The organism is Mycobacterium sp. 852002-50816_SCH5313054-b, from assembly GCF_001667185.1.
Lineage (GTDB): Bacteria > Actinomycetota > Actinomycetes > Mycobacteriales > Mycobacteriaceae > Mycobacterium.
This window is the reverse complement of record NZ_LZIC01000062.1, coordinates 1-26,312: the sequence shown is the minus strand read 5'-3', so window position 1 is coordinate 26,312 and position 26,312 is coordinate 1. Positions and strand designations below refer to the sequence as shown.

Genomic DNA, 26,312 nt, shown 5'->3' with positions numbered 1-26,312 from the left:
GATATCATGCCCGGACATGAAGCTGGCCCGACCGGACGTCTTCCATCCGCGGATCGTGCTGGCGGGCGGTCCGCGACACCCCGGCGACGCGGGGCTCGTTGCCGCGCTGCGCCGGCGCGGGCTGCACGCCCGCTGGCTGCCCTGGCACGACCCGGAGACCGCGGGCGCAGACCTCGTCATCCTGCGCGCCGCCCCGGACGCCGCCGACCGCCGCGACGAATTCCTGGGCTGGAGCCGCCGGATGCGCCACCTGCTCAACCCGCCGGACGCCGTCGCGTGGAACCTCGCCGAGGACTGCCTACGCGACCTGGCGAACGACGGGGTGCCGACGGCGCCGGGCCGAACGGCCCAGTCGGCGTTGATCTTTCTCGCCGGCGAGCAGTCGCACGCCTGGCCGGCCGAGCCGGAGTTCGAGGCGTGGGATCTCGGTTACGCCGCGATCGCGGCGGCCGCCGCACGCGCCGGGATCGGCGTGGGCGAATTGCTGTACGCGCGCGCCGACGTGGCGGGGGACCGGCTGGTGGGGCTTGACCTCGTCGCGCCGTCGCTGGGGTGGTCGCACCTCGACGCCGACACCCGCGAGCGCGCCCAGCGCGACTTCGCGCTGGCCGTGGAATCAGCCTGCGAGCGGCTCGGCCTCGGCCCGTTCTCGCATCGAGGCCCATAGCGCCGCGGTGGCCGCCGTGCAGGCCGCCGCGCCGGCAACGTGCACCGCGACCAGGGCGGCGGGCACCCCGGTGAAGTACTGCGCGGTGCCGACGGCGGCCTGCACGCACACCAGCGCGGCCAGCACGCCGAGCCGCAGCCGGATGGCCCGGCCGACGCCCACCGCCAGCAGCCCGAAGCCCAGCCCGACCAGCAGCGCCAGGTAGGAGACCAGCAGCGACGAGTGCGCGTGCACCAGCGTGGTGATCTCGACCTTGAGCCGCGGCACGGTGCGGCTGGGGCTGCGGTCACCGGCGTGCGGGCCGGCGGCGGTGACGAGCGTGCCGGTGACCAGCACGGCCGCCAGGTTCAGTGCGCTCAGCGCGGTGAGCGCGCGCAGCGGCCCCGCCACCCGGGCGTGGGCCACTCCGTCGTCTCGCTCGCCGACCTTGACGTAGAGCAGCACCGACAGCCACACCATCGTCATCGACGTCAGCAGGTGGATGGCCACGGTCCACCACAGCAGCCCGGTGCGCACGGTGATCCCGCCGATCACCGCCTGCACGACCGTCGACACCGGCATCAGCCACGCGTACACCAGGACCTCGCGGCGCCGGCGCGCCCGGGTCGCGGCCAGCACGGCCAGCGCCGCAGCGATCACCACCGCGAAGGTCACCATCCGGTTGCCGAACTCCACGGCCTGATGAATCCGCGGCACCTCGGCGTGGGCCACCGGCGTGAAGCTGCCCGGGAAGCACTGCGGCCAGGTCGGGCACCCCAGGCCCGAGGCGGTGACGCGCACGATCGCCCCCGTGACGGCGATGCCGCCCTGGGTGAGGATGACGAGCGCGGCGACGGCCCGCTGGACGCGCAGGCTGGGGTCGGGGAGCAGGTCCACCAACCGCAGCAGCGTTCGTCCGAGCACCGCCCGATGGTAAGCCAACGACAACTACGGCCTGTAGTACGGGCCTGATGGCGCCCGCGGGGACGTCAGGTGAAGCGGAACCAGCGCCGCGCGGCCAGCGCCGCCACCGCGCCCCACGCCGCCAGGACGACGACGCCGAACCAGTCCACCGACAGCGCCATCGCCTGCGACAGCGCCTCGGTCAGCGCGCCCGACGGGGTGAGCCGCGCCGCCCACTTGACGCCCGCCGGGATCATCCCGGATTCCAGGGTCAGCGCGCCCAGCCCGGCGAACACGAACCACATCAGGTTGGCGACCGCGAGCACGATCTCGGCGCGCAGCGTCCCGCCCAGCAGCAGCCCGAGGGCCGCGAAGCCCGCGGTGCCCAGCGCGATGACCGCCGCGCCCAACACCAGCGCCGCCGGAGCCGGCCGCCAGCCCAGTGCAAAACCGATGGCGCCCAACAGGATTGCCTGCATGAACACCACCGTCACCACCGCCAGCGACTTCCCGGCGATGATGCCCCACACCGGCAGCGGGGTGGCCCCGAGCCGTTTCAGCGCGCCATAGCGGCGATCGAACGCGACCGCGATCGCCTGCCCGGTGAACGCCGTCGAAATCACCGCCAGGGCCATGATCGGCGGCACGAAGGTGGCGGCGCGGTTGTGCCCGAACGAGCCGAACGGCAGCAGCGTCAGCCCGACCAGCAGCGTGATCGGGATGAACATGGTGAGCAGCAGCTGCTCGCCGTTGCGCAGCAGCAGCTTGAGCTCCAGGCCGTACTGCGCGGCGAGCATCCGGGGCACGGCGTTGGGGCGCGGGTCGGGGGTGAAGGTCCCCGCGGGAAAGGCACTGTCGGTCAAGGCCGTAACTTTCTGCCGGTGAGGTCGAGGAACACGTCCTCGAGGCTGCGTTGCTCGACGCGCATGTCGGTGGCGAGCACGTCGATCTGAGCGCACCACGCCGTGACGGTCGCCAGCACCTGCGGGTCGACCGGGCCCTCGACGAGGTACTCGCCGGGTGTCACCTCGGTGACCTTGTAGTCCTCCGGCAGCGCGGCGGCCAACAGGGCAAGCTCGAGGCGCGGCGGCGCGCTGAACCGCAACTGGTCTTTGGCGCCGGCGCGCATCAGCTCCGCCGGCGTGCCCGCGGCCACCGTCACGCCGTGGTCGATGATCACCAGCCGATCGGCGAGCTCCTCGGCCTCCTTGAGTTGATGGGTGGTCAGCACCACCGTCACGCCGTCGCGGCGCAGCGCGTCGATCAGCTCCCAGACCAGCAGGCGCGCGTGGGCGTCCATGCCCGCGGTGGGCTCGTCGAGAAACACCAGCTCGGGGCGGCCGACCAGCGCACACGCCAGCGCGAGCCGTTGCTGCTGGCCGCCGGAGAGCCGCCGATACGTGGTGCGGGCCGCGTCGGTCAGGCCCAGCGTGTCCAGCAGCCACGCCGGGTCCAGCGGGTCGGCGGCGTAGGAGGCCACCAGGCCGAGCATTTCGCCGGCGCGCGCCGCGGGATAGCCGCCGCCGCCCTGCAGCATCACCCCGATGCGCGCGCGCAGCCGCGCGTTGTCGGCGATGGGGTCCAGGCCGAGCACCTCGATCGTGCCGGCGTCCGGGTGCACGAAGCCCTCGCACATCTCGACCGTCGTGGTCTTGCCGGCGCCGTTGGGGCCGAGCAGCGCCAGGACCTCGGCCGCGCGCACCTCCAGATCGAGACTGCAGACGGCCTCGATGGTGGCCGAGCCGGACCCGTATCTCTTGCTGACCCCGCGCAGCCGCACCACCGTGTCGGGCGTTTCGGGGAGCGGGCTCACGTGGAATCAGCGTAGGCGTCGGGCGCCGCCTCGGAACTGGGGGTCTCGGGCGCCACCGGGGCGGGCGGTGTGATGACCGCTTGCCCGTTCGTGTCTGGGCGCGTCGGGGGGAGCTGGCGCCACGGCAGCCGGGTGTAGGTCACGGCGATGAGCACCGCCACGATCAGGCTGCTGGCCAGCGTGGCGTCCACGATCTGAAACAGCGCAAAGCGGTCGCCGTTGGCCGTCGGGCCGAAGATGCCCACGATGAGGGTGATGACGATCGCCGCCACGCGGAAGCCGGTGCGGGTCGCCCAGGCCGCCAACGGGATGATCGCCCACAGCAGATACCAGGGCTGCACGACGGGAAACAGCAGCACGGTGATGCCCAGGGCGACCCCCAGGCCGCCGATCGGGTGCAACCGGCCGCGGAAGACGGCCACCAGCAGCCAGGCCACCATCACCATGATGATCAGCACGCCGATGGCACGCGTGAGCGCCAACACCGCGGTGGTGTGATCGCCCAGGCCCAGCAGGATCCCGACCTGCCCGGTCCCGAGGGCCAGCAGCGTCGGCGGCGACATCCAGCTGCGCACCACGTTGGCGGTGCCCAGCGTGTAGATCCAGCCGAACCCGAGCCCGCTGGCCCAGCCGACGAGGGCCATCACCGCCAGCGACAGCGCCGCCATCCCGGCGCCGGCCAGCAGCAGCGCCCGCAGGGTGCCGCCGCAGCGGTAGGCCAGCGCCACCGTGACGAAGCCCAGCGCCAGCAGCGACGGCAGCTTCACCTGCGACGACAGCGTGATCAGGATCGCGCCCGCGAGCAGCATCCCCAACGGTTCCCAATCCGGGCCCGGCCGCCACGACGTGGGCAGCAGTCGAGCAGAGTCGATGCCGCGCAGCGCGAACTCGGCGCCGGCCAGCATCAGCCCCAGCATCAGCGCCTCGTTATGCACGCCCGCGACCAGGTGCATGATCAGCAGCGGGTTGGCCGCGCCCAGCCACAGGGCGCTGACCTCGGCGACGCCGCAGCGCCGGGCCAGCCGGGGGGTGGCCCACACGATCAGGCCCACCCCGGCCAGCACCACGAGCCGGTGGCAGAGCACCGCGGCGACGATGTTCTCTCCGGTCAGCGACGAGATCCCGCGCCCGATCCACAGGAACAACGGGCCGTAGGGGGCCGGCGTCTCGCGCCACAGGGTCGGGACCGACAGCGTGAACACGTGCCCGAGACCCAGACCGGACGCCGGGCCCACCTTGTAGGGGTCGAGGCCCTCCAGCGAAATCTGGCTCTGGGCCAGGTAGGAGTACACGTCCTTGCTGTACATCGGCGGCGCGATCAACAGGGGCAGCGTCCACAGCAGCAGGGTGCGGTCCAGGTCGCCGCGCGACATCCGCCTGTTGCCCAGCGCGAACCGGCCGAGCATCAGCCAGGCGAGCGCCATCATGACCGCCCCGGTCGTCGTCATGGTCAGCGACACGGTCTGGATGCGCGACGGCAGGTTGAGCAGCCGGACCCCGAAGGTGGGGTCCTGGACGACGGGCCGTGCCCCGGCACCCAGGGCGCCGATCGCCATCAGGACGGTGCCGGTCGCGCCGAACAGGCGGGTGCGGCGCAGGACGGTGAGCTCGGTATCGTTCAGCGGCGAACCGACCGCCTGCTCGTCGCCGTGCAGGCTGGCGATCGACGAGCTCAGCGTATGGTGGCGCGCTGCCATCAGAGCAGCGTAGCCGTCCGGCGGTGATCGCAAGCGCGCGCTGGGGGCACCTCCCGCTTGCGGGGGACCGGGCGCAGCGGGTCGCCGCGCAAGGTGCCGAGTGTGACCAGCGCAACGTGCGGACAGGGGACCCTTGGTAGACCGATCCCCGGAATTGCGTCACACTGGTGTTGTGAAAATCCGAACCAGCCCCGCTGACTCCGCCGCCGTCGGCGCAGCGGTCCCGGATGGTCACACCCGGCGCGCCATCGTGCGCCTGCTGCTGGAATCCGGATCGATCACGGCCGTCGAGATCGGCGACCGGCTGGGCCTGGCGCCCGCCGGCGTGCGGCGGCACCTGGACGCGCTGATCGAGGCGGGCGACGCCGAGGCGGTGGCCGCCGAGGCGTGGCAGCAGGTGGGCCGCGGGCGCCCCGCCAAGCGTTTCCGCCTGACGTCGGCCGGCCGGGCCAAGCTCGACCACGCCTACGACGACCTGGCGGCGGCGGCGATGCGGCAGCTGCGGGAGATCGGCGGCGAGGACGCCGTCCGTACGTTCGCCCGGCGCCGCATCGACGCGATCCTGGCCGGCGTCGAGGCGGCCGACAGCACCGACGACGCGGCGGTCGAGGCCGCCGCCGAGCGGGTCGCCGGCGCGCTCACCAAGGCCGGCTACGTGGCCACCACCGCTCGGGTCGGCGGGCCGATCCACGGGGTGCAGATCTGCCAGCACCACTGCCCGGTGTCCCACGTCGCCGAGGAATTCCCCGAGTTGTGTGAGGCCGAGCAGCAGGCGATGGCCGAGGTGCTCGGAACCCACGTGCAGCGGTTGGCCACCATCGTCAACGGCAACTGCGCCTGCACCACCCACGTGCCACTCACTGTCCCTGCCTCGCTGGCGCCCAGCCCGCGCCGCGAGACCACCAGCCACGAAGGAGCGTCGTTATGACCCTAGAGGCCGACAAGACCGCGGTTGCGCCGCTGACCCAGGAGGAGGCGATCGCCTCGCTGGGCAAGTACGGCTACGGCTGGGCGGACTCCGACGTCGCGGGGGCCAGCGCTCAGCGCGGGCTGTCCGAGGCGGTGGTGCGCGACATCTCGGCGAAGAAGAGCGAGCCCGAGTGGATGCTGCAGACCCGGCTCAAGGCGCTGCGCATCTTCGACCGCAAGCCGATGCCGAGCTGGGGCTCAAACCTCGAGGGCATCCACTTCGACAACATCAAGTATTTCGTGCGCTCCAGCGAGAAGCAGGCCGCGACGTGGGACGATCTGCCCGCGGACATCAAGAACACCTACGACAGGCTGGGCATCCCGGAGGCGGAGAAGCAGCGGCTGGTCTCCGGTGTCGCCGCGCAGTACGAGTCGGAGGTCGTCTACCACTCCATCCGTGAGGACCTGGAGAAGGAGGGCGTCGTCTTCCTGGACACCGACACCGCGCTGCGCGAGCATCCCGAGATCTTCCAGCAGTACTTCGGCACCGTGATTCCGGCCGGGGACAACAAGTTCTCGGCGCTGAACACCGCGGTGTGGAGCGGCGGCTCGTTCATCTACGTCCCGCCCGGCGTGCACGTCGACATCCCGCTGCAGGCCTACTTCCGGATCAACACCGAGAACATGGGCCAGTTCGAGCGGACCCTGATCATCGCCGACGAGGGCTCCTACGTGCACTACGTCGAGGGCTGCACCGCGCCGATCTACAAGTCGGACTCGCTGCACTCGGCGGTGGTCGAGATCATCGTGAAACCCCATGCGCGCGTTCGCTACACCACCATCCAGAACTGGTCGGGCAACGTGTACAACCTCGTCACCAAGCGGGCCCGCGCCGAGGCCGGCGCCACCATGGAGTGGGTCGACGGCAACATCGGGTCGAAGGTGACGATGAAGTACCCGGCGGTGTGGATGACCGGCGAGCACGCCAAGGGCGAGGTGCTGTCGGTGGCGTTCGCCGGCGAGGACCAGCACCAGGACACCGGCGCCAAGATGCTGCACCTGGCGCCGAACACGTCGAGCAACATCGTGTCCAAGTCGGTGGCACGCGGCGGCGGCCGCACCTCCTACCGCGGCCTGGTGCAGGTGAACAAGGGGGCGCACGGCTCCCGCTCGAGCGTGAAATGCGATGCGCTGCTGGTCGATACGATCAGCCGCAGCGACACCTACCCGTACGTCGACATCCGCGAGGACGACGTCACGATGGGCCACGAGGCCACCGTGTCGAAGGTCAGCGAGAACCAGCTGTTCTACCTGATGAGCCGCGGGCTGACCGAGGACGAGGCGATGGCCATGGTGGTGCGCGGCTTCGTCGAGCCCATCGCCAAAGAGCTGCCGATGGAGTACGCGCTCGAGCTCAACCGGCTGATCGAGTTGCAGATGGAGGGCGCGGTCGGATGACGGCCGCGCTGAACAAGGGAGAGCTGTTCGCCTCCTTCGACGTCGACGCGTTCGAGGTTCCGCACGGTCGCGACGAGATCTGGCGGTTCACCCCGCTGCGCCGGTTGCGCGGGCTGCACGACGGCTCCGCGAACGCCACCGGCCGCGCCGCGATTGACGTGGCCGAGCAGGCCGGCCTGCGGGTCGAGACGGTCCGGCGCGGCGACGAGCGGCTCGGCCGCGGCGGCGCCCCCGCCGACCGGGTTGCCGCCCAGGCCTTTTCGTCATTCAACTCGGCGACGCTGGTCACCGTCGGCCGCGACACGCGGATCGCCGATCCGATCAACGTCTCCGTCACCGGGCCCGGCGAAGGCGCCGTGGCCTACGGGCACCTGCAGATCCGCGTCGAGGAGCTGGGCGAGGCGGTGGTGGTCATCGACCAGCGGGGCAGCGGAACCTACGCCGACAACGTCGAATTCGTGGTCGACGACGCCGCCCGGCTCACCGTCGTGTGGATCGCCGACTGGGCCGACGACATGGTGCACCTGTCCGCCCACCACGCGAGGCTCGGCAAGGACGCGGTGCTGCGGCACGTCGCCGTGACGCTGGGCGGTGAAATCGTGCGGATGTCGGCCAACGTACGGTTCTGGGGTCCCGGCGGGGACGCCGAGCTGCTGGGCCTGTACTTCGCCGACGACGGCCAGCACCTCGAGTCGCGGCTGCTGGTGGACCACGCACAGCCCGACTGCAGGTCGAACGTCCTGTACAAGGGTGCGCTGCAAGGGGATCCGGACTCGGCGCTGCCCGACGCGCACACCGTCTGGGTGGGTGACGTGCTGATCCGCGCCGAAGCCACCGGCACCGACACCTTCGAGGTGAACCGCAACCTGGTCCTCACCGACGGCGCGCGCGCCGACTCGGTGCCCAACCTCGAGATCGAGACCGGGGAGATCGTCGGCGCCGGACACGCCAGCGCCACCGGGCGTTTCGACGACGAACAGCTGTTTTACCTGCGTTCGCGCGGCATCCCCGAGGAGCAGGCGCGCCGCCTGGTGATCCGCGGGTTCTTCGGCGAGATCATCTCGAAGATCGCGGTGCCCGAGCTGCGGGAGCGCCTGACCGCAGCCATCGAACACGAACTGGCCATCACGGAGAAGACGGAAAAAATAGAAGCCTCATGACCACTCTCGAAATCAAGGACCTGCACGTCAGCGTCGAAGACCCCAACGCGCCCGAGGGGGAACGCGAAATCCCCATCCTCAAGGGCGTGGACCTGACGGTGAAATCCGGTGAGACGCATGCCCTGATGGGCCCCAACGGCTCCGGCAAGTCGACGCTGTCGTACGCCATCGCCGGGCACCCCAAATACCGCGTGACGTCGGGCTCGATCACGCTGGACGGCGCGGACGTGCTGACGATGAGCGTCGACGAGCGGGCGCGGGCCGGGATATTCCTGGCCATGCAGTACCCCGTCGAGGTGCCCGGGGTTTCCGTGTCCAACTTCCTGCGCTCGGCGGCCACCGCCGTCCGCGGCGAGGCCCCGAAGCTGCGCCACTGGGTCAAAGAGGTCAAGGGGGCCATGACCTCCCTCGAGATCGACCCGGTGTTCGCCGAGCGCAACGTCAACGAGGGCTTCTCGGGCGGTGAGAAGAAGCGCCACGAGATCTTGCAGCTGGAACTGCTCAAGCCCAGGATCGCGATCCTGGACGAGACCGATTCCGGTCTGGACGTCGACGCGCTGCGGGTGGTCAGCGAGGGCGTGAACCGCTATGCCGAGGCCGAGCATGGTGGGGTCCTGTTGATCACGCACTACACCCGCATCCTGCGCTACATCCACCCCGAGTACGTGCACGTATTCGTCGGCGGCCGGATTGCCGAATCCGGTGGACCGGAGCTGGCCGACGAGCTCGAGCAGAACGGATACGTACGATTCACCCAGTCGGCCGCCACCGGGGTGTAACCATGCTGGACGTTACGGCCATCCGTGCCGACTTCCCGATCCTCAAGCGGGTGATGCGCGGCGGAAACCAGTTGGCGTACCTGGATTCCGGCGCGACGTCGCAGCGCCCGGTGCAGGTGCTCGACGCCGAGCGGGAATTCCTGTTGACGTCCAACGGCGCGGTGCATCGCGGTGCGCACCAGCTGATGGAGGAGGCCACCGACGCCTACGAGCAGGGCCGCGCCGACATCGCGGCCTTCGTCGGCGCCGACGCGCAGGAGCTGGTGTTCACCAAGAACGCCACCGAGGCGCTCAACCTGGTCTCTTACGTGCTGGGCGACAACCGTTTCGAATGCGCCGTCGGGCCCGGTGACGTCATCGTCACCACCGAGCTCGAACACCACGCCAACCTGGTGCCGTGGCAGGAGCTCGCCCGGCGCACCGGGGCCACGTTGCGCTGGTACGGCGTCACGGACGACGGGCGCATCGACCTGGACTCGCTGCAACTCGACGAGCGGGTCAAAGTCGTTGCCTTCAGCCATCATTCCAATGTCACGGGGGCGCTCGGCCCGGTGGACGAGCTGGTGAGCCGCGCCAAGGCCGTGGGCGCGTTGACCGTGCTGGACGCCTGCCAGTCGGTGCCGCACCGGCCGGTCGACTTCCACGCTCTCGACGTCGATTTCGGGGCATTTTCCGGGCACAAGATGCTGGGCCCCAACGGGATCGGCGTGCTGTACGGGCGCGGCGAGCTGCTGTCGCGGATGCCACCTTTTCTCACCGGCGGGTCGATGATCGAGACGGTCGCCATGGAGGCCTCGACCTACGCGGCGCCGCCGCAGCGCTTCGAGGCGGGCACCCCGATGACGTCCCAGGTGGTCGGATTGGCCGCCGCCGCGCGCTATCTCGGCGCCATCGGCATGGACGGCGTCGAGGCCCACGAACGCGAACTGGTCGCCGCGACCATCGAGGGCCTGTCCGGCATCGACGGCGTGCGCATCCTCGGCCCGACGTCGACGGAAAACCGCGGCTCGCCGGTGTCGTTCGTCGTCGACGGCGTGCACGCGCACGACGTCGGGCAGGTGCTCGACGACGATGGCGTCGCGGTGCGCGTCGGGCACCATTGCGCGTTGCCGCTGCACCGCAGGTTCGGGCTGGCGGCCACCGCGCGGGCGTCCTTCGCGGTGTACAACACCGCCGACGAGGTCGACCGCCTGGTGGCCGGCGTGCGTCGCGCGCTGGATTTCTTTGGGAGAGGCTGACGTTGCGCCTCGAGCAGATCTATCAGGACGTGATCCTCGATCACTACAAGCATCCGCAGCACCGCGGGCTGCGCCAGCCGTTCGGTGCGCAGGTGTACCACGTCAACCCCGTCTGCGGCGACGAGATCACCCTGCGGGTCACGTTGTCCGACGACGGCGAAACCGTCGCCGACGTGTCCTATGACGGGCAGGGCTGTTCGATCAGCCAGGCGTCGACCTCGGTGCTGACCCAGCAGGTGATCGGTCACAGCGTCGGTGAGGCGCTCAAGACCACGACCGCCTTCACCGAGATGGTGTCCTCGCGCGGCACCATCGAGGGCGACGAGGATGTCCTGGGCGACGGCGTCGCGTTCGCCGGCGTCGCCAAGTACCCCGCGCGGGTCAAGTGCGCGCTGCTCGGATGGATGGCGTTCAAGGACGCGCTGGCCCAGGCCAGCGCGAGCTTCGAGGAGGACCAGAAATGAGCGAAACCACCGCACCGGGCGACGAATTGCTGGCCGACCTGGAGGAGGCGATGCGCGACGTCGTCGACCCCGAACTGGGCATCAACGTCGTCGACCTGGGGCTGGTCTACGGCCTGAACGTCGAGGACGGCGACGAGGGAACCGTCGCCCTGATCGACATGACGCTGACATCGGCGGCCTGCCCGCTGACCGACGTCATCGAAGACCAGTCGCGCAGCGCGCTGGTCGGCGCCGGTCTGGTCGACGACCTGCGGATCAACTGGGTGTGGAACCCGCCGTGGGGCCCCGACAAGATCACCGAGGACGGCCGCGAGCAGCTGCGCGCCCTGGGCTTCACCGTCTGAATCGGCCGCCCCGCCCTTCTAGAGGTGGAAGGGCAGGTGCGGTAGGTGCGGCAGGTGGTGGTGCGGGTGCCCCATCGGCGGGCACGCCTGAAGGCTGATCGTCATCGCGTGCAGCACCCCGGCGTCCTGGGTCCCCTGGGCACCCATGCACTTGCCGTTCGCGATCGCCTGGGAGTCCGACGGCGTCTGTTTCTGGTAGGAGGTCGAGTTCGCGACCGTCACGGTGGTGGGCGTCGGTTGGGAACCCATGCCGCTGACGGCGATGGTGTTCCCCGAGACCGAGCTGACCGTGCCGTAGAACCCGGCCGGCGGTGGGCACTTGCCATCGACGGCTGACGTGACCGTCACGGCTTGCGCGGTAATCGACCCAGCCGTGGGCGCGCTCTGCGGGGTGGCGCGCACGTTGACGCAACTGCCGGGGGTGACGTCGGCCAGCTGGGCCGGGGTGACCTCGACGACCCGCGTCGACGGCGAGAAGTCCACCGTGGCCGACCCGGTCCGCGTCCGCAGCTGGATCGTGCCGCCCGACACCGACTCGACCAGGCCCTCGACGTAGTCCTTCGGGGCCGGCGGCGGCGGGGGAGCCGGCGGCGACGGCGGGCCCGGCGCAGGGCTGGGCGGCAACGCCGTCACCGTCGGCTTCCCGGTGTTGCTCTTACTCGCCGTGCCGTCCGAGTGGCACATGGCGACGCTCAACGCGATGACGGCGATGACCCCTACCAGCGCGACCTGAGCCAGCAGAGGCTTGGCCGTGCTGGCGGACATCGACGGGGCTCCGATCGTGCAGTGCGGATTCGAACGTGAGTACCCGTCCGAATCCGGTTTTCACCCCCGCGTAACCGGAATCACCCGCGCGGCTTGCCCGGGCACTTGCCGTCGGCGGCCGCCCGCACCGTGATGGACGTCGCCTGCAGCGCGCCGCCGTTGTCCATGGTTCCGCGGGCGTTGAGGCACTTGCCCTGGGCGATCGCGTCGGGTGTGGCGGTGGTCAGCTTGGAGTACTTCGTCTTGTCGTCGACCGTCACCGCCGTTTGCGTGGTGTTGCCGCTGGCGTCGGTGCCCGCGACGCTGATGGTGTTACCCGTCACCGACGCGACCGAGCCACGCACCGGCTGGGCGTTCGCGGGCGCCGGAGTCGGGGAGCCCGAGGGAGCGGGTGAGCTGGAACCGGGGCCGGAAGCCGGTCCGGCCTCCTTGGGCTTCGGGCAGGTGCCGTTGACGGACGGGCTGACCCGGACCGATGCCGCGGTGACCGGCTGCTGCCCGCCCTGCGCTTCCTTGGTGGGCCGCACGGTGACGCAGCTGCCCGAGGTGACGTCGCTCAGCGTGGCCGGGGCGACCTCGGTGATCTTGGTCGTCGAGGTGAAATTCACGGCGGCGCTGCTCTTGTCTTCCTTGGTGACCTGGATCGAGTTGCCCGCGACGGACGCGATCAGGCCGCTCACCTTGGCCTCGCCCTGAGCCGGTGCCTGCGACGTGGTCGTCGAGGTCACCGTCGACGTGGAGGTGGAGGCCGACGTGGGAGCCGATTGGTTCGACGACCCGCACGCCGCGACGGACAGCGCGGTGGCCCCCGCGGCGGCCAGGACGGCGAACCGGGTGAGCCGGGACGTGGGACAGCCTGCAGATATCAACGTTTCCCCCATTCGTGAGTTGGACCACGAAAAGATGTACCCGCTGGAGCTGTGCCGGAGCTGTGAAACGCCCAGTCAGAAGGCGTCTTCGGAGATGCGCATGATGTCGTCGTCGATGGACTCGATGACCCGGCGCTGCGCGGCCAACCTGGGGAGCACGTTCTTGGCGAAGAACGTCGCGGTCGCGATCTTGCCCTGATAGAAGTGCTTGTCGCTCGCGGCCGCGTCGGCAAGCGCGGCGTGGGCGATGCCGGCCTGCACCAGCAGCCGCCAGCCGATGAGCAGGTCGCCGACCGCGAGGAGATACCGCACCGATCCCAGCCCCACCTTGTAGATCTCGGTGGGCTGCTGCGTGGCCGACATCAGGTATCCGGTCAGCGCGCCCGTCATCGCAGTGACCTCGTCGAGCGCGGCCTGCACCCGCTCGGCCTGCGGTTTCAGCGCCTCGTCGCACGCGTCGACGGTGCGGCTGATCTGGGCAGTCAGGAACTGCAGCGCCTGGCCGCGGTCGCGGACGATCTTGCGGAAGAAGAAGTCCAGCGCCTGGATGGCCGTGGTGCCCTCGTACAGCGAGTCGATCTTGGAGTCGCGGATGTACTGCTCGAGCGGATAGTCGACCAGGAAGCCCGAGCCCCCCAGCGTCTGCAGCGACTCGGTCAGGACCTCGTAGGCCCGCTCGGAGCTCACCCCCTTGACGATCGGCAGCAGCAGGTCGTCGATGCGGTGCGCCATGTCGGGATCGGCGCCCGAAACCCGTTGCGCCACATCGGCATCCTGATGGGCGGCGGCATACATGTAGAGCGCCCGCAGGCCCTCGGCGTACGCCTTCTGCGTCATCAGGCTGCGGCGCACGTCGGGGTGATGGATGATCGTGACGCGCGGCGCGGTCTTGTCGGCCAGCTGGGTGAGGTCGGCGCCCTGCACCCGCTCCTTGGCGAAGGCCAGCGCGTTCAGGTAGCCCGTGGACAGGGTGCCGGCCCCCTTCACGCCGATCGTCATGCGGGCCTGCTCGATCACGGTGAACATCTGCGCGATCCCGTTGTGCACGTCGCCGACCAGGTAGCCGACGGCCGGCACGTCGCCGTCGCCGAAGGTCAATTCGCACGTCGGCGAGGACTTGATGCCCATCTTGTGTTCCAGCCCGGTGGCGAAAACCCCGTTGCGGGAACCGAGTTCGAACGTCTCGGGATCGAACAGGTACTTGGGCACGTAGAAGAGGCTCAACCCTTTGGTGCCCGGGCCGGCCCCCTCCGGCCGGGCCAGCACCAGGTGGAAGATGTTCTCGGCGGTCTCGCCGACGTCACCGCCGGAGATGAACCGCTTGACGCCCTCGATGTGCCAGGTGCCGTCGGCTTGCTGGATCGCCTTGGTGCGGCCCGCCCCGACGTCGGATCCGGCGTCGGGTTCGGTGAGCACCATGGTGGCTCCCCAACCGCGCTCCACACCGACTGCCGCCCACTGCCGCTGCCGCTCGTTGCCCTCTTCGTACAGCGCCTGCGCCATGAACGGGCCGAAGTTGAAGAAGTTCGCGGAAGGGTTTGCGCAGAGGATCATTTCGGTGACCGCCCAGGCCAGTGGGGGCGGCGCCGGCATGCCGCCGATCTCCTCGGCCAGCCCCAGCCGCCACCACCCCGCCTCCTTGATCGCCCGCACGGTTTTGGCCAATTCGTCCGAGACGCTGATCGTGTGCTCGGCGGGATCGAAGACCGGCGGGTTGCGGTCGGCGGCGGCGAAGGATTCGGCGACCGGGCCTTCGGCCAGGCGGGCGGCCTCGCCCAAGATCGTCCGGACGGTGTCCTCGTCGAGGTCGCTGTAGCGTCCGGTGCCGAGAACCGCGCCCATCTCGAGAACCTCGAACAGGTTGAACTCGAGATCACGGACGTTAGCGATGTAGTGGCCCAACGCGCTTCCCTCACTGGTCCGAAAAAGCGGGCGGATCGTCAGTCCTAAGTCTCTCCGACGTGGGAAAACGTACGCAACCGTAACCTGCGCCGCCGTCCGCAGGCCCGTGTGTCGGAGGCCGATCCGCCCGCGGGAACACCGCATCGGTTGCCGACGTTAAGGCGTTTGTGACAACACGCGATCTCACTGCTGAGAAGTTCAACGAAACCATCGAGGGCAATGACATCGTCCTCGTCGACTTTTGGGCCTCCTGGTGCGGTCCCTGCCGCCAGTTCGCGCCGACCTTTCAGGAGTCATCGGAGAAGCACCCCGACGTCGTGTACGCCAAGGTCGACACCGAGGCCGAACAACAGCTCGCGGCGGCCGCCCAGATCCGGTCCATCCCCACGCTGATGGCGTTCAAGAAGGGCAAGCTGCTGTTCAACCAGGCCGGAGCGCTACCGCCGGCGGCCCTGGAGGACCTGGTCCAGCAAATCAAGGCCTTCGACGTCGAGGCTGCCGAGGCCGAGGCCGAGCAAGCCTGATCAGACTCCGCTGCCGCTACAGCGCGGCGGCGCTGCAGAGCGGCGCCACTGCGCCGCGGCCCTCGCCGACCCGGAGGTAGATCGACTTCAGCGTCTCGAGGTAACGGGTAACCGACTCGCGCGCGACCGGATTGTCCGGGAAAAACACCATGGCGTGCGTCTCGTTCTCGTAGCGGTTCACGCGCAAATCGAATCGAGCCGGGACACCGCCGTCGTGGTGGATCTGGATGTTCGAGCCGCCCCATTCGGACTTGACGATGGTGGACAGGGGAGGGCTGCTGGCGTCGAGGTGAAACAGCAGGGGGACGCGCCCGTCCGGCATCCTCAACCACGGTGCCAGTTCCAGCACGCGCGAAAACGGCACGTTCGCCAGCGCTTTGCCGGAGTCGAACGACTTCTGCGCGGCGCGGGCGGTATCACCGAAGGACGATGCGTCGACGGGGATGGTGATCGGGACAAAGCCGGTGAACCAACCGATCGTCAGGAACTCCGCGCGGCTGCTGCGCGTATCACAGGCGACAAGGCCGTAATACTTTTCGGCGCCGGTCAATTCGTATTGCGCAAGCGCGGCGCAGGCGAAAACACCGCCGCTGAAACGCGCACCCGCTGCGATGCAAGCGGATTCGAAGTTGGCCGTCTGCCGTTCGTCCATCACCCGCACGAACATCAGGTCGCAGGCTCCCGACCCATCGCCGAGCGACACCGGGCAGTCCGGAAGGGTTCCGTCGTTCTCTTCGAAGAAGTCGACCCAGCCGCGCACCTGCGGCGAATCCAGCGTCAGGGCCGAGGTGTACTCGTGCTGCCGGACACAGTAATCCGTGTAGCTGCCCGGGGCCGGAAGCGGCGGCGGCGCTCCGCCGGCGAGCAGGGACGTGTACATCAGATACAGCTCGAGGCGGATGGCCCCCAGAAACTGCGCGTCGATGTAGAGATGGTCGATGGCGAAGCAGAAGGTGAAGTGATCCGCGCGTTGAATGATCGCAAACCTGAAGCAATCCCATTCCAGCGGGCTCGGCGTGGAAACGATGTGCTCGCGCAAAGCCTCCGGCGTCATCTCGCCGTGCTCGATCGGAACACATTGAATATCGCCGGGTTTGCGGAGCGTGCGCCTCACGATTCGGTCACCGTCGGCAAACGCGAACCAGCTGTGATACGTGTCGTGCCGCCGGAGGTGAGTGTTGATGACGTACGTCAGGACCCGAATGTCGCATTTGCCGGGCATGTCCCAGCTGCCGATGCACAGCCGCGACATGTCGACCCCACGGCTCGCGTGGTCGCGGAAGTTGCGCAGGTGCCGGGCTTGCTGATGGCTGGCCGGCACGGCGCTTATCGGAGCTTGCCTGACCTTGGCAAGCGAGGCTGCGGAGGGATGCCAACAGACGACCGCCCCCGGCTCCGGCGCCCATTCGTCGAGGGCCCCGAAAGCCTCTTCTCCTGGGATGAACACATTCCCTCCCTGATCGCTTCACCACGCGGGCATAGCGGACTCATAGACTCGGCCACGGCTCGATTGTTCGCGAACTACCTCCAGTGGTCGGATCTCGTTGTGGCCCAGCGCATTCGCGCGGCCAACTCGTACGCATCACGGCGGCACCGCCGACACGTACCCAACGGTGGCTAAACGTAGCAGATCAAACCAACTCGAGTGGGCCGTTTCGAAGACATTTAACGTACGGCCGACCATCGAAACGGCGATCCCGGGAAGGGTCACGCCCCGTCGCGGTAAAGTCGCGCCCATGTGGGGCACGGTGCTGGCGTTAGCGCTGGTCGCTGGCGCGGACCCGGGACGGATCGGGATCGCCCTGCTGCTGTTTTCCCGGCGACGACCCGTGCTTCATCTGGTCGCGTTGTGGCTCGGCGGGATGACGGTCGGCGTTGTCCTGGCCCTGGGTGCGCTCGTCGGCCTGCACGACGCGGTGCACGGGGTCATGGACAAGGTGGAGCTCGCCACCTCGACCTCCACGGCGGGGCGGGTTCAGATCGCCATGGGCGTGTTCGCGCTGGTGGTGGCCGCACTGATAGCGATCGGCTTTTCGGTGCGTCAACCTGCGGCACTGCCCGCCGGCGGCCCACCGAGCCCGGCCGCACCGACGGCGTTCTCGCGATTGTCGACGCGCGCCCTCGAGGCCCTGCGGGGCGGGCCGCCGTGGATCACTTTCCTGGTCGGGGTGGGAATCACGACCGACTTTCGCTACCTGGCGGCGCTCACCGTGATCCTGGCCTCGGGGGCTGCCTTGGGCGCCCAGGTCAGCGCGGCCGCGGCATACACGCTGGTCGGGCTGGCGTTTGCCGAGATCCCCCTGGCGTGCCATTTGGCGGCGCCGGCGCGGACCGGCGCGGTGATGTCGCGTGTGCACGATTGGGTGCAGGCCCGCCGGCGGGCCGTCCTCGGGCTCGTCGTGGCCGCGCTGGGGGTTTTCCTGATGACCACCGGCATGGGCCACGTCTGAGCCTCCGGCGTTGGAGCACGCTACCTTTCTCGGGTGAGTCTGGTACTGGTAGAGCAACCGCGGCCCGGTGTCGCCCTGATAACCCTCAATCGGCCCGAACGGATGAACTCCATGGCGTTTGACGTCATGGTGCCGCTCAAGGAGGCCCTGGAACAGGTCACCTACGACAATTCCGTGCGCGTCGTCGTGCTGACCGGGGCGGGTCGTGGGTTCTCCTCGGGCGCCGACCACAAGTCCGCAGGATCGGTGCCGCACGTCGACGGGCTGACCCGCCCGACGTATGCGCTGCGGTCGATGGAGCTGCTCGACGACGTCATCCTCGGCCTGCGGCGGCTCCACCAGCCGGTGATCGCGGCGGTCAACGGTGCCGCCATCGGCGGCGGGCTGTGTCTGGCGCTGGCCGCCGACATCCGGGTGGCCTCGACCGGCGCCTATTTCCGGGCCGCGGGCATCAACAACGGCCTGACGGCCAGTGAGCTGGGCTTGAGCTACCTGCTGCCCAGGGCCATCGGGTCGTCGCGCGCGTTCGAGATCATGCTCACCGGCCGTGACGTGACCGCCGAGGAGGCCGAGCGGATCGGGCTGGTGTCGTGTCAGGTGCCCGAGGAGCAGCTGCTGGACACCTGCTACGCGATCGCCGCGCGCATTGCCGCCTTCTCGCGGCCAGGAACCGAGTTGACCAAGCGCACACTGTGGAGCGGGCTCGACGCCGGTAGCCTGGAAGGGCACATGCAAGCCGAAGGCCTGGGACAGCTCTTCGTCCGCCTGCTCACCGCCAACTTCGAAGAAGCGGTTGCCGCGCGCGCGGAGAAGCGGCCGCCGGTGTTCACCGACGACAAATAACCGGAAAGCCAAGGGAGTAGATGTGATCACCGCCACGGACCTCGAGGTCCGCGCTGGTGCGCGCATTCTGCTCGCACCGGACGGCCCGGACCTGCGCATACAGCCCGGTGACCGCATCGGCTTGGTCGGCCGCAACGGCGCGGGCAAGACCACGACGCTGCGCATCCTGGCGGGCGAGTCCGAGCCGTACGCCGGCTCGGTGGCCCGCATCGGCGAAATCGGATATCTGCCACAGGATCCCAAGGAAGGCGATCTCGACGTGCTGGCCCGCGACCGGGTGTTGTCGGCCCGCGGACTGGACGTCCTGCTCACCGACCTCGAGAAGCAGCAGGCGTTGATGGCGGAGGTCGCCGACGACGACGCACGCGACCGCGCGATCCGTCGCTACGGGCAGCTCGAGGAGCGGTTCGTGGCGTTGGGCGGCTACGGCGCCGAGAGCGAGGCCGGGCGCATCTGCGCGAGCCTGGGCCTGCCGGAGCGGGTGCTGACGCAGCAGCTGCGCACGCTGTCCGGGGGACAGCGCCGCCGGGTGGAGTTGTCGCGCATCCTGTTCGCCGCGGCTGAGGGAGGGGCCAACGGCTCCGGGTCTCTCACCACGCTGCTGCTCGACGAGCCGACCAACCACCTCGACGCGGATTCGCTCGGTTGGCTGCGCGATTTCCTGCGGGCGCACACCGGCGGGCTGGTGCTCATCAGCCACAACGTCGAGCTGCTCGCCGACGTGGTCAATCGGGTGTGGTTCCTCGACGCCGTGCGCGGCGAGGTCGACGTCTACAACATGGGCTGGCAGAAGTACCTGGACGCCCGCGCCACCGACGAGCAGCGTCGTCGCCGGGAGCGCACCAACGCCGAGCGCAAGGCCGCTGCGCTGCGCACGCAGGCCGCCAAGCTGGGCGCAAAGGCCACCAAAGCCGTTGCGGCCCAGAATATGTTGCGCCGTGCCGACCGGATGATGGCGGCGCTGGACGAGGAGCGGGTCGCCGACAAGGTGGCCCGGATCAAGTTCCCGACCCCGGCGGCGTGCGGGCGCACACCGCTGGTCGTCAAGGGGCTGAGCAAGTCGTACGGGTCGCTCGAGGTGTTCAGCGGTGTCGATCTGGCGATCGACCGTGGCTCGCGGGTCGTGGTGCTGGGCCTCAACGGCGCCGGCAAGACGACGATGCTGCGGTTGCTGGCCGGCGTGGAAAGCCCCGACAGCGGGGGACTCGAGCCCGGACACGGTTTGCGCATCGGCTATTTCGCGCAGGAGCACGACACGCTCGACAACGACGCGACCGTCTGGGAGAACATCCGGCACGCGGCACCCGAGTCCGGTGAACAGGAGCTGCGGGGCCTGCTCGGCGCGTTCATGTTCAGCGGCCCGCAGCTCGACCAGCCGGCGGGGACGCTGTCCGGCGGGGAGAAGACCCGGCTCGCGCTGGCCGGCCTGGTGGCGTCCACGGCCAACGTGTTGTTGCTCGACGAACCGACCAACAACCTCGATCCCGCGTCCCGCGAACAGGTGCTCGACGCGCTGCGCAGCTATCAGGGCGCGGTGGTGCTGGTGACGCATGACCCGGGCGCGGCCGAGGCCCTTGACCCGCAGCGCGTCGTGCTGTTGCCCGACGGCACCGAGGACTACTGGTCCGACGAGTACCGGGATCTCATCGAGCTGGCTTGATCCGGCAAGCGGCCGCAGGCGATTTCGGCGAAAGCGCCCCGCGACCGGCAATGGCTTCCTACTCTATGTGCTTGGGGAGCGAGTCCGGGCCGGAGGGGAGCCAGTGAGGAAGCCGAAGAAGACGCGCGAGCAGACGCTGTACGAGCTACGCAACGCGTACGAGCGCGGCGCCAGCATCCGCACCCTGGTCGCCACCACCGGCAGGTCCTACGGATCGATTCACAGCATGCTGCTCGAGTCCGGAACCACGCTCCGCGGCCGCGGCGGCCCTAACCACACTTCGGCCCGGCGCCAGTCCACGCGAGCGTAGCGTCACTGCGAAATTACGTCCCCTCATTCGCAGTGGCGTTACGCTCGCGCCCCAGAGTCCTTGCGCCGCAACGACTTCTCCACCAGGTCGAGGACCGCGGCTAGCCGCCGCGGGTCTTCGCCGGATGCCACCCGGGCCACCAGGCCGTCGAGAACCAGTTCTAGGTAGCACTGCAAGACGTCGGCGGGGACGTCATCGCGCACCCGGTGCGCCTCCTTCTGCCGGCGCAGCCGATCGGTGGTCGCCGCCGCCAGTTCCGCGGAACGCTCCGCCCAGCCGCGGCTGAACACGGGGTCGTTGCGCAGCTTGCGTGCGATCTCCAGTCGGGTGGCCAGCCAGTCGAACTGGTCGGGCGCGGCGAGCATGTCGCGCATCACCTGGATGAGGCCCTCGCGGGACGCCACGTCGGCCATCCGCTCCGCGTCCTCGTGCGCCAGCGCGAAAAACAGCGCGTCCTTGTCGCGGAAGTGATGGAAGATCGCGCCGCGCGACATCCCGACCGCCTTCTCCAGCCGGCGCACCGTGGCTTTGTCGTAGCCGTACTCGGCGAAGCAGCGGCGGGCACCGTCGAGGATCTGGCGGCGGCGAGCCGCCAGATGGTCCTCGCTGACTTTGGGCACAGGCGATGACGGCTATGACTTGAGCATGTTGCGCAGCACGTACTGCAGGATGCCGCCGTTGCGGTAGTAGTCGGCCTCGCCGGGGGTGTCGATGCGCACCACCGCGTCGAATTCGATCGGGTCGCCGGAATCCTTGGCGGCCTTGACGCGCACCGTCTTCGGCGTCTTGCCGTCGTTGAGCGCCTCGATGCCGGTGATGTCGAAGACCTCGGTGCCGTCCAGCCCCAGGTCGCCCGCCGTCTTGCCCTCGGGGAACTGGAGCGGGATCACGCCCATGCCGATCAGGTTCGAGCGGTGGATGCGCTCGAACGACTCGGCGATCACCGCCCGCACGCCCAGCAGCAACGTGCCCTTCGCCGCCCAGTCGCGCGACGAACCCGAACCGTACTCCTTGCCGCCCAGCACCACCAGCGGAATGTCTTGTGCCGCATAGTTTTGCGCGGCATCGTAGATGAACGCCTGCGGGCCGCCCTCCTGGGTGAAGTCGCGGGTGTAGCCACCGGAGACATCGTCGAGCAGCTGGTTGCGCAGCCGGATATTGGCGAACGTGCCGCGGATCATCACCTCGTGGTTGCCGCGCCGCGAACCGAAGGAGTTGTAGTCCTTGCGGTCGACGCCGTGCTCGTCGAGGTATTGCGCCGCCGGCGTTCCGGGCTTGATGCTGCCGGCGGGGGAGATGTGGTCGGTGGTCACCGAATCCCCGAGCAGCGCCAGCACCCGGGCGCCGCTGATGTCCTTGACCGGCTCGGGGTCGGCCGCCATGCCCTCGAAGTACGGGGGCTTGCGCACGTACGTCGAATCCGGGTCCCACTCAAAGGTGTTGCCGCTGGGCGTCGGCAGGTTGCGCCAGCGCTCGTCGCCCTTGAACACGTCGGCGTAGTTCTTGGTGAACATCTCCTGGCTGATCGCCGAGGCGATGGTGTCCGAAACGTCCTTCTGCGACGGCCAGATGTCTTTGAGGAAGACGTCGTTGCCGTCTTTATCCGTGCCCAGGGGTTGGGACTCGAAGTCGAAGTCCATCGTCCCGGCCAGTGCGTAGGCGACCACCAGCGGCGGCGACGCCAGATAGTTCATCTTCACGTCCGGGTTGATGCGGCCCTCGAAGTTCCGGTTGCCCGACAGCACGGCCGCCACCGAAAGGTCGTTGTCGTTGATCGCCTTGGAGACCTCCTCGGGCAGCGGGCCGGAGTTTCCGATGCATGTGGTGCAGCCGTAGCCGACGAGGTAGAAGCCGAGCTTCTCCAAATACGGCCACAGGCCGGCCTTGTCGTAGTAGTCGTGGACCACCTGGGAGCCGGGCGCCATCGTGGTCTTCACCCACGGCTTGGAGGCCAGCCCCTTCTCGACGGCGTTGCGCGCCAGCAGCGCCGCGCCCAGCATCACCTCCGGGTTGGAGGTGTTGGTGCACGACGTGACGGCCGCGATCACCACCGCGCCGTGGTCGAGCACGAACTCGCCCAGTTCCTCCGACTTGACCGTCACCGGGCTGCTCACCCGGCCCTTCGCGTGCTTGGCGGCCGACTCCACCGGCTTGTGGTCGTCGGCGTGGCCGTTCTCCAGCGCGCCCGGGTCGCTGGCCGGGAAGGACTCGTCGACCGTCTCGTCCAGCTTCGAGTAGTCGTTCTTGTCGGGGTCGTCGCCGACGTAGCCCGGAATCTGCTCGCGGAACGTGGATTTGGCGTCCGACAACGCGATTCGATCCTGCGGGCGCTTGGGCCCTGCGATCGACGGCACCACGTCGGACAGGTCGAGTTCGAGGTATTCCGAGAACGCGGGCTCGTGCTTGGGGTCGTGCCACATGCCCTGCTCCTTGGCGTAAGCCTCGACCAGCGCGAGCTGCTCGGGCTTGCGCCCGGTGAACTTCAGGTAGGAGATCGTCTCCTCGTCGATCGGGAAAATCGCTGCCGTGGAACCGAATTCGGGGCTCATGTTGCCCAGGGTGGCGCGGTTGGCCAGCGGCACCTCGGCCACGCCCTCGCCGTAGAACTCGACGAACTTGCCGACCACGCCGTGCTTGCGCAGCATCTCGGTGACGGTGAGCACGACGTCGGTAGCCGTGACGCCGGCCTGGATCTCGCCGGTCAGCTTGAAGCCGACGACCCGGGGGATCAGCATGGACACCGGCTGACCCAGCATCGCCGCCTCGGCCTCGATGCCGCCCACGCCCCAGCCGAGCACCCCGAGGCCGTTGACCATCGTGGTGTGCGAGTCGGTGCCCACGCAGGTGTCGGGATAGGCCACCCCGTCGCGCTCCATCACGACGCTGGCGAGGTACTCGATGTTGACCTGGTGCACGATGCCGGTGCCCGGCGGCACCACCTTGAAGTCGTCGAATGCGCCCTGCCCCCAACGCAGGAACTGGTAGCGCTCGCCGTTGCGCTGGTATTCGATCTCCACGTTGCGCTCGAACGCGTCGGCCCGGCCGAACAGGTCGGCGATCACCGAGTGGTCGATCACCAGGTCGGCGGGCGCCAACGGGTTGACCTTGTCGGGCTTGCCGCCGAGTTCGCCGATGGCCTCTCGCATGGTGGCCAGGTCGACGATGCAGGGCACGCCGGTGAAGTCCTGCATCACGACGCGCGCCGGCGTGTACTGGATCTCAATGCTGGGCTCGGCCTTGGGATCCCAGTTCGCGATGGCCTCGATGTGGTCCTTGGTGATGTTGCTACCGTCTTCGTTGCGCAGCAGGTTCTCGGCGAGGACCTTGAGGCTGTAGGGAAGTTTCTCCGTATTCGGGACGGCGTCGAGGCGATAGATCTGGTAACTCTTGTCGCCGACCTTGAGGCTGTCGCGGGCTCCGAACGAGTTCACAGAATCAGTCACTTCAACTCCCAATGATTTAGTTCTTTCGCCGACGGGCCGTGCCGGCTGCGGTGCCAATTTTAACAGTACGCTTGTCCTGCATTACGGCGGCACCTGGTATCCAGTCTTATCGCCGAATCCGGCGGTTTAAACCCCTTCGGGCTTAAATCCGAGCGTCACACTAGAGTGACCGCCGTAGTCGAGGGCCGCACCAGCGTGGCGGCGCAGCAGGAGGGACTTGATGACCTTTTTCTTGCAGCCCGGTCCGCCTGCCTACATCCCGCAGGACGTCGACATGACCGCGATCAAGGCCAAGGTCGCCGTCGATGGCGTCAGCGCGCCGCCGGAGGCGATGCCGGGACTGCTCGAGGTGGTCAACCAGGCGCACGCCGACGGCATCAACCTCAAGATCGTGCTGCTCGACCACAACCCGCCCAACGACACGCCGTTGCGCGACATCTCCACGGTCGTGGGCGCCGACTACCACGACGCCACGGTGCTGACCCTCAGCCCGAGTTACGTCGGCAGCTACAGCACGCAGTTCCCGCGGGTCACCCTCGAGGCCGGGGAGGACATCGCCAAGACGGGCAATCCGGTGGTCTCGGCGCACCATTTTCTGCAGGAGCTGCACTCGCCCGAGTTTCCCTGGACCGGCCTGACCATATTTCTTTTGATCGGGGTGCTCGCCGCGGCCGTCGGCGCGCGGTTCCTGCAGGTGCGCGCGAAGCGCGCAGCAACGCCGGCCGGCGCGCCGGACACCACCGATACCGAGGCTCCTAACGGCGTCTAACACGCGCATCCCGCCCGGATCGCTTGGTCGGAAAAGCGTCCGCCCCGGCGCGCGGCAAACCCGACAGGTCACCGTTCGGTCACATTAAACGCACGTCCAGAGTGCAGTTTGTGACGAGCGTTTGCACGGCGTCTCGTGTGACGTACGGTGCAAATGATGCCCCTGTTGTTCTCGGCGCTTTCGAGATTTGCGTGCCTGGCGCCGCCCGTTCGCGTTGAGCCGTAGGAGACCGAGCCGTATGAGACGTACCCGCTGGGGCTTCTCGGCGCGACCGGCCGGCAGGCTGGTCCGGCTGGTCATACCGTCGGTGCTGAGCGCGGCGATGCTGGTGTGCACCCCGGGTCTGGCGGACGCCGACCCCGCCGCCGACAGCCTGGCCGCGCTGATCGCCAACGTGGCCAAGGCCAACCAGCGCCTGGAAAACCTGACGGCCGAAATCCAGACCGAGCAGGAAAGCGTCAACAAGGCCCTGGTCGACGTCGAGACCGCACGGGACAACGCGGCCGCCGCACAGCACGACCTGGAGGCGAGCCAGCAGGCGGTCACGGACTCCAACGCCGCGATCGCGGCCGCGCAGCACCGGTTCAACACCTTCGCGGCGGCCACCTATATGAACGGCCCGTCGGGCAGCTACCTGATGGCGACCAGCCCCGAAGACATCATCGCCACCGAATCGGCCGCCCGGACCCTGACCGCCAGTTCCCAGGCGGTGCTGGACAAATTGCAGCGGGCCCGTACCGAACAGGTGAACAAGGAGTCCGCGGCGCGGCTGGCCAAGCAGAAGGCCGACAAGGCCGCCGCCGACGCCAAGGCCAGCCAGGACGACGCGGTGGCGGCGCTGACCAACTCCAAGCGCAAGTTCGACGAACAACGCGAGCAGGCCTCTCGACTGGCCACCGAGCGCGATGAGGCGCAGGCCAAACTCGAGGCGGCCAAGCTGCAATGGTCCGCGGGCAAGGACGGGGGCGCCGCCATGCCGGCGTCGGGCGACCGGTGGGATCCCGGGGCGCCGGCCGGTGCTTCGCGCCCCGGCGGCCGGCAGTGGGACGGTGTGTGGGACCCGACGCTGCCGATGGTGCCCAGCGCCAACGTGCCGGGTGACCCGATCGCGGTGATCAACCAGGTGCTGGGCATCTCGGCCACCTCGACGCAGGTCACCGCCGGCATGGGCAAGAGCTTCCTGCAGCAGCTGGGAATCCTGCGGCCCGACGACACCGGCATCACCAACGCCGCCCCGGGCCGCCCATCCCGGATTCCGCGGGTGTACGGACGGCAGGCCAGTGAGTACGTGATCCGCCGCGGCATGGCGCAGATCGGCGTGCCCTATTCCTGGGGTGGCGGCAACGCGGCCGGGCCGAGTAAGGGC

24 protein-coding genes and 1 pseudogene are annotated in these 26,312 nt (G+C 69.0%); 15 read left to right on the top strand and 10 right to left on the bottom strand.

Going from position 1 to position 26,312, the window contains the following annotated elements; all coding sequences use genetic code 11:
- Positions 1-16: 16 nt before the first annotated feature.
- Positions 17-667 (top strand): hypothetical protein, encoded by a 651-nt coding sequence (locus tag A5787_RS13070; protein WP_066967112.1) that lies wholly within the window; start codon positions 17-19, stop codon positions 665-667.
- Here A5787_RS13070 and A5787_RS13065 read toward each other — a convergent pair.
- The 4 genes from A5787_RS13065 to mptB form a co-directional block, all read right to left on the bottom strand.
- Positions 617-1,570: a heme A synthase gene (locus tag A5787_RS13065; protein WP_066967109.1), complete on the bottom strand. Its 954-nt coding sequence runs from the start codon at positions 1,568-1,570 to the stop codon at positions 617-619. The two genes, A5787_RS13070 and A5787_RS13065, sit on opposite strands and share 51 nt — an antisense overlap.
- 65 nt (positions 1,571-1,635) lie before the next feature.
- A complete protein-coding gene (locus A5787_RS13060) occupies positions 1,636-2,346 on the bottom strand; it encodes an ABC transporter permease (protein ID WP_231993962.1) in 711 nt (236 codons plus the stop codon).
- 62 nt (positions 2,347-2,408) lie between these two features.
- Positions 2,409-3,362, bottom strand: a complete 954-nt coding sequence (locus tag A5787_RS13055) for an ABC transporter ATP-binding protein (RefSeq protein ID WP_156763919.1) — start codon at positions 3,360-3,362, stop codon at positions 2,409-2,411.
- Entirely contained in the window at positions 3,359-5,059 is a 1,701-nt protein-coding gene (mptB, locus tag A5787_RS13050) for a polyprenol phosphomannose-dependent alpha 1,6 mannosyltransferase MptB (RefSeq protein WP_066967103.1), read from the bottom strand. The genes A5787_RS13055 and mptB overlap by 4 nt, the downstream gene beginning before the upstream one ends.
- A 133-nt stretch (positions 5,060-5,192) precedes the next feature.
- Between mptB and A5787_RS13045 the strand changes: the two genes are divergently transcribed.
- From A5787_RS13045 to A5787_RS13015, 7 genes and pseudogenes are all read left to right on the top strand, one after another.
- Positions 5,193-5,987 carry a metalloregulator ArsR/SmtB family transcription factor gene (locus tag A5787_RS13045; protein ID WP_082977196.1) on the top strand — a complete coding sequence of 265 codons (795 nt, stop codon included), beginning with the start codon at positions 5,193-5,195 and terminating at the stop codon, positions 5,985-5,987.
- On the top strand, positions 5,984-7,426 hold the full coding sequence (gene sufB, locus A5787_RS13040; protein WP_066967097.1) for a Fe-S cluster assembly protein SufB: 1,443 nt from the start codon (positions 5,984-5,986) through the stop codon (positions 7,424-7,426). Before A5787_RS13045 ends, sufB begins: the two co-directional genes overlap by 4 nt.
- A complete protein-coding gene (gene sufD, locus A5787_RS13035; protein ID WP_066967094.1) occupies positions 7,423-8,586 on the top strand; it encodes a Fe-S cluster assembly protein SufD in 1,164 nt (387 codons plus the stop codon). Before sufB ends, sufD begins: the two co-directional genes overlap by 4 nt.
- Positions 8,583-9,365 carry a Fe-S cluster assembly ATPase SufC gene (gene sufC, locus A5787_RS13030; protein WP_066967092.1) on the top strand — a complete coding sequence of 261 codons (783 nt, stop codon included), beginning with the start codon at positions 8,583-8,585 and terminating at the stop codon, positions 9,363-9,365. The genes sufD and sufC overlap by 4 nt, the downstream gene beginning before the upstream one ends.
- A 2-nt stretch (positions 9,366-9,367) precedes the next feature.
- Entirely contained in the window at positions 9,368-10,603 is a 1,236-nt protein-coding gene (locus A5787_RS13025; protein WP_066967089.1) for a cysteine desulfurase, read from the top strand.
- Positions 10,600-11,086 (top strand): annotated as a pseudogene (sufU, locus tag A5787_RS13020) (Fe-S cluster assembly sulfur transfer protein SufU); the annotation flags it as partial. The gene A5787_RS13025 and the pseudogene sufU, both read left to right, overlap by 4 nt.
- Complete coding sequence (locus A5787_RS13015; RefSeq protein ID WP_066967083.1) at positions 11,064-11,411, top strand: metal-sulfur cluster assembly factor; 348 nt, start codon at positions 11,064-11,066, stop codon at positions 11,409-11,411. The pseudogene sufU and the gene A5787_RS13015, both read left to right, overlap by 23 nt.
- Positions 11,412-11,429: 18 nt before the next feature.
- On the opposite strand, the gene A5787_RS13010 is transcribed toward A5787_RS13015, so the two are convergent.
- The 3 genes from A5787_RS13010 to A5787_RS13000 all read right to left on the bottom strand — a co-directional run bounded on the left by A5787_RS13010 (position 11,430) and on the right by A5787_RS13000 (position 14,947).
- Positions 11,430-12,176, bottom strand: coding sequence for a DUF5666 domain-containing protein (locus A5787_RS13010; protein WP_066967080.1), 747 nt, complete (start codon positions 12,174-12,176; stop codon positions 11,430-11,432).
- Positions 12,177-12,256: 80 nt separating this feature from the next.
- Complete coding sequence (locus A5787_RS13005) at positions 12,257-13,057, bottom strand: DUF5666 domain-containing protein (RefSeq protein WP_197507099.1); 801 nt, start codon at positions 13,055-13,057, stop codon at positions 12,257-12,259.
- Positions 13,058-13,120: 63 nt separating this feature from the next.
- Entirely contained in the window at positions 13,121-14,947 is a 1,827-nt protein-coding gene (locus A5787_RS13000; RefSeq protein ID WP_066967077.1) for an acyl-CoA dehydrogenase, read from the bottom strand.
- A 167-nt stretch (positions 14,948-15,114) separates the two neighbouring features.
- Here A5787_RS13000 and trxA point away from each other — a divergent pair, with 167 nt between their 5' ends.
- On the top strand, positions 15,115-15,471 hold the full coding sequence (gene trxA, locus A5787_RS12995) for a thioredoxin (protein WP_066967074.1): 357 nt from the start codon (positions 15,115-15,117) through the stop codon (positions 15,469-15,471).
- Between the two features lie 16 nt (positions 15,472-15,487).
- On the opposite strand, the gene A5787_RS12990 is transcribed toward trxA, so the two are convergent.
- Positions 15,488-16,693, bottom strand: a complete 1,206-nt coding sequence (locus A5787_RS12990) for a condensation domain-containing protein (protein WP_369829112.1) — start codon at positions 16,691-16,693, stop codon at positions 15,488-15,490.
- Positions 16,694-17,207: 514 nt separating this feature from the next.
- Between A5787_RS12990 and A5787_RS27730 the strand changes: the two genes are divergently transcribed.
- The 4 genes from A5787_RS27730 (at position 17,208) to A5787_RS12970 (ending at position 20,734) form a co-directional block, all read left to right on the top strand.
- Entirely contained in the window at positions 17,208-17,921 is a 714-nt protein-coding gene (locus A5787_RS27730; RefSeq protein ID WP_066967068.1) for a GAP family protein, read from the top strand.
- A 33-nt stretch (positions 17,922-17,954) separates the two neighbouring features.
- Positions 17,955-18,764, top strand: a complete 810-nt coding sequence (locus A5787_RS27725) for an enoyl-CoA hydratase (protein ID WP_066967065.1) — start codon at positions 17,955-17,957, stop codon at positions 18,762-18,764.
- Between the two features lie 22 nt (positions 18,765-18,786).
- Positions 18,787-20,424, top strand: coding sequence for an ABC-F family ATP-binding cassette domain-containing protein (locus A5787_RS12975; RefSeq protein ID WP_066967062.1), 1,638 nt, complete (start codon positions 18,787-18,789; stop codon positions 20,422-20,424).
- Between the two features lie 103 nt (positions 20,425-20,527).
- Positions 20,528-20,734 carry a helix-turn-helix domain-containing protein gene (locus tag A5787_RS12970; RefSeq protein ID WP_066967059.1) on the top strand — a complete coding sequence of 69 codons (207 nt, stop codon included), beginning with the start codon at positions 20,528-20,530 and terminating at the stop codon, positions 20,732-20,734.
- A 38-nt stretch (positions 20,735-20,772) separates the two neighbouring features.
- Here A5787_RS12970 and A5787_RS12965 read toward each other — a convergent pair whose 3' ends face one another.
- On the bottom strand, positions 20,773-21,354 hold the full coding sequence (locus A5787_RS12965; RefSeq protein ID WP_066967056.1) for a TetR/AcrR family transcriptional regulator: 582 nt from the start codon (positions 21,352-21,354) through the stop codon (positions 20,773-20,775).
- A 12-nt stretch (positions 21,355-21,366) separates the two neighbouring features.
- Entirely contained in the window at positions 21,367-24,177 is a 2,811-nt protein-coding gene (locus A5787_RS12960; protein ID WP_066967053.1) for an aconitate hydratase, read from the bottom strand.
- A 220-nt stretch (positions 24,178-24,397) separates the two neighbouring features.
- Here A5787_RS12960 and A5787_RS12955 point away from each other — a divergent pair, with 220 nt between their 5' ends.
- Both A5787_RS12955 and A5787_RS12950 read left to right on the top strand, forming a co-directional pair.
- Entirely contained in the window at positions 24,398-24,946 is a 549-nt protein-coding gene (locus A5787_RS12955) for a DUF6676 family protein (RefSeq protein WP_066967127.1), read from the top strand.
- 238 nt (positions 24,947-25,184) lie between these two features.
- Positions 25,185-26,312: peptidase M23 (locus A5787_RS12950; RefSeq protein WP_066967050.1), on the top strand; the 1,128-nt coding region annotated here is incomplete at its 3' end.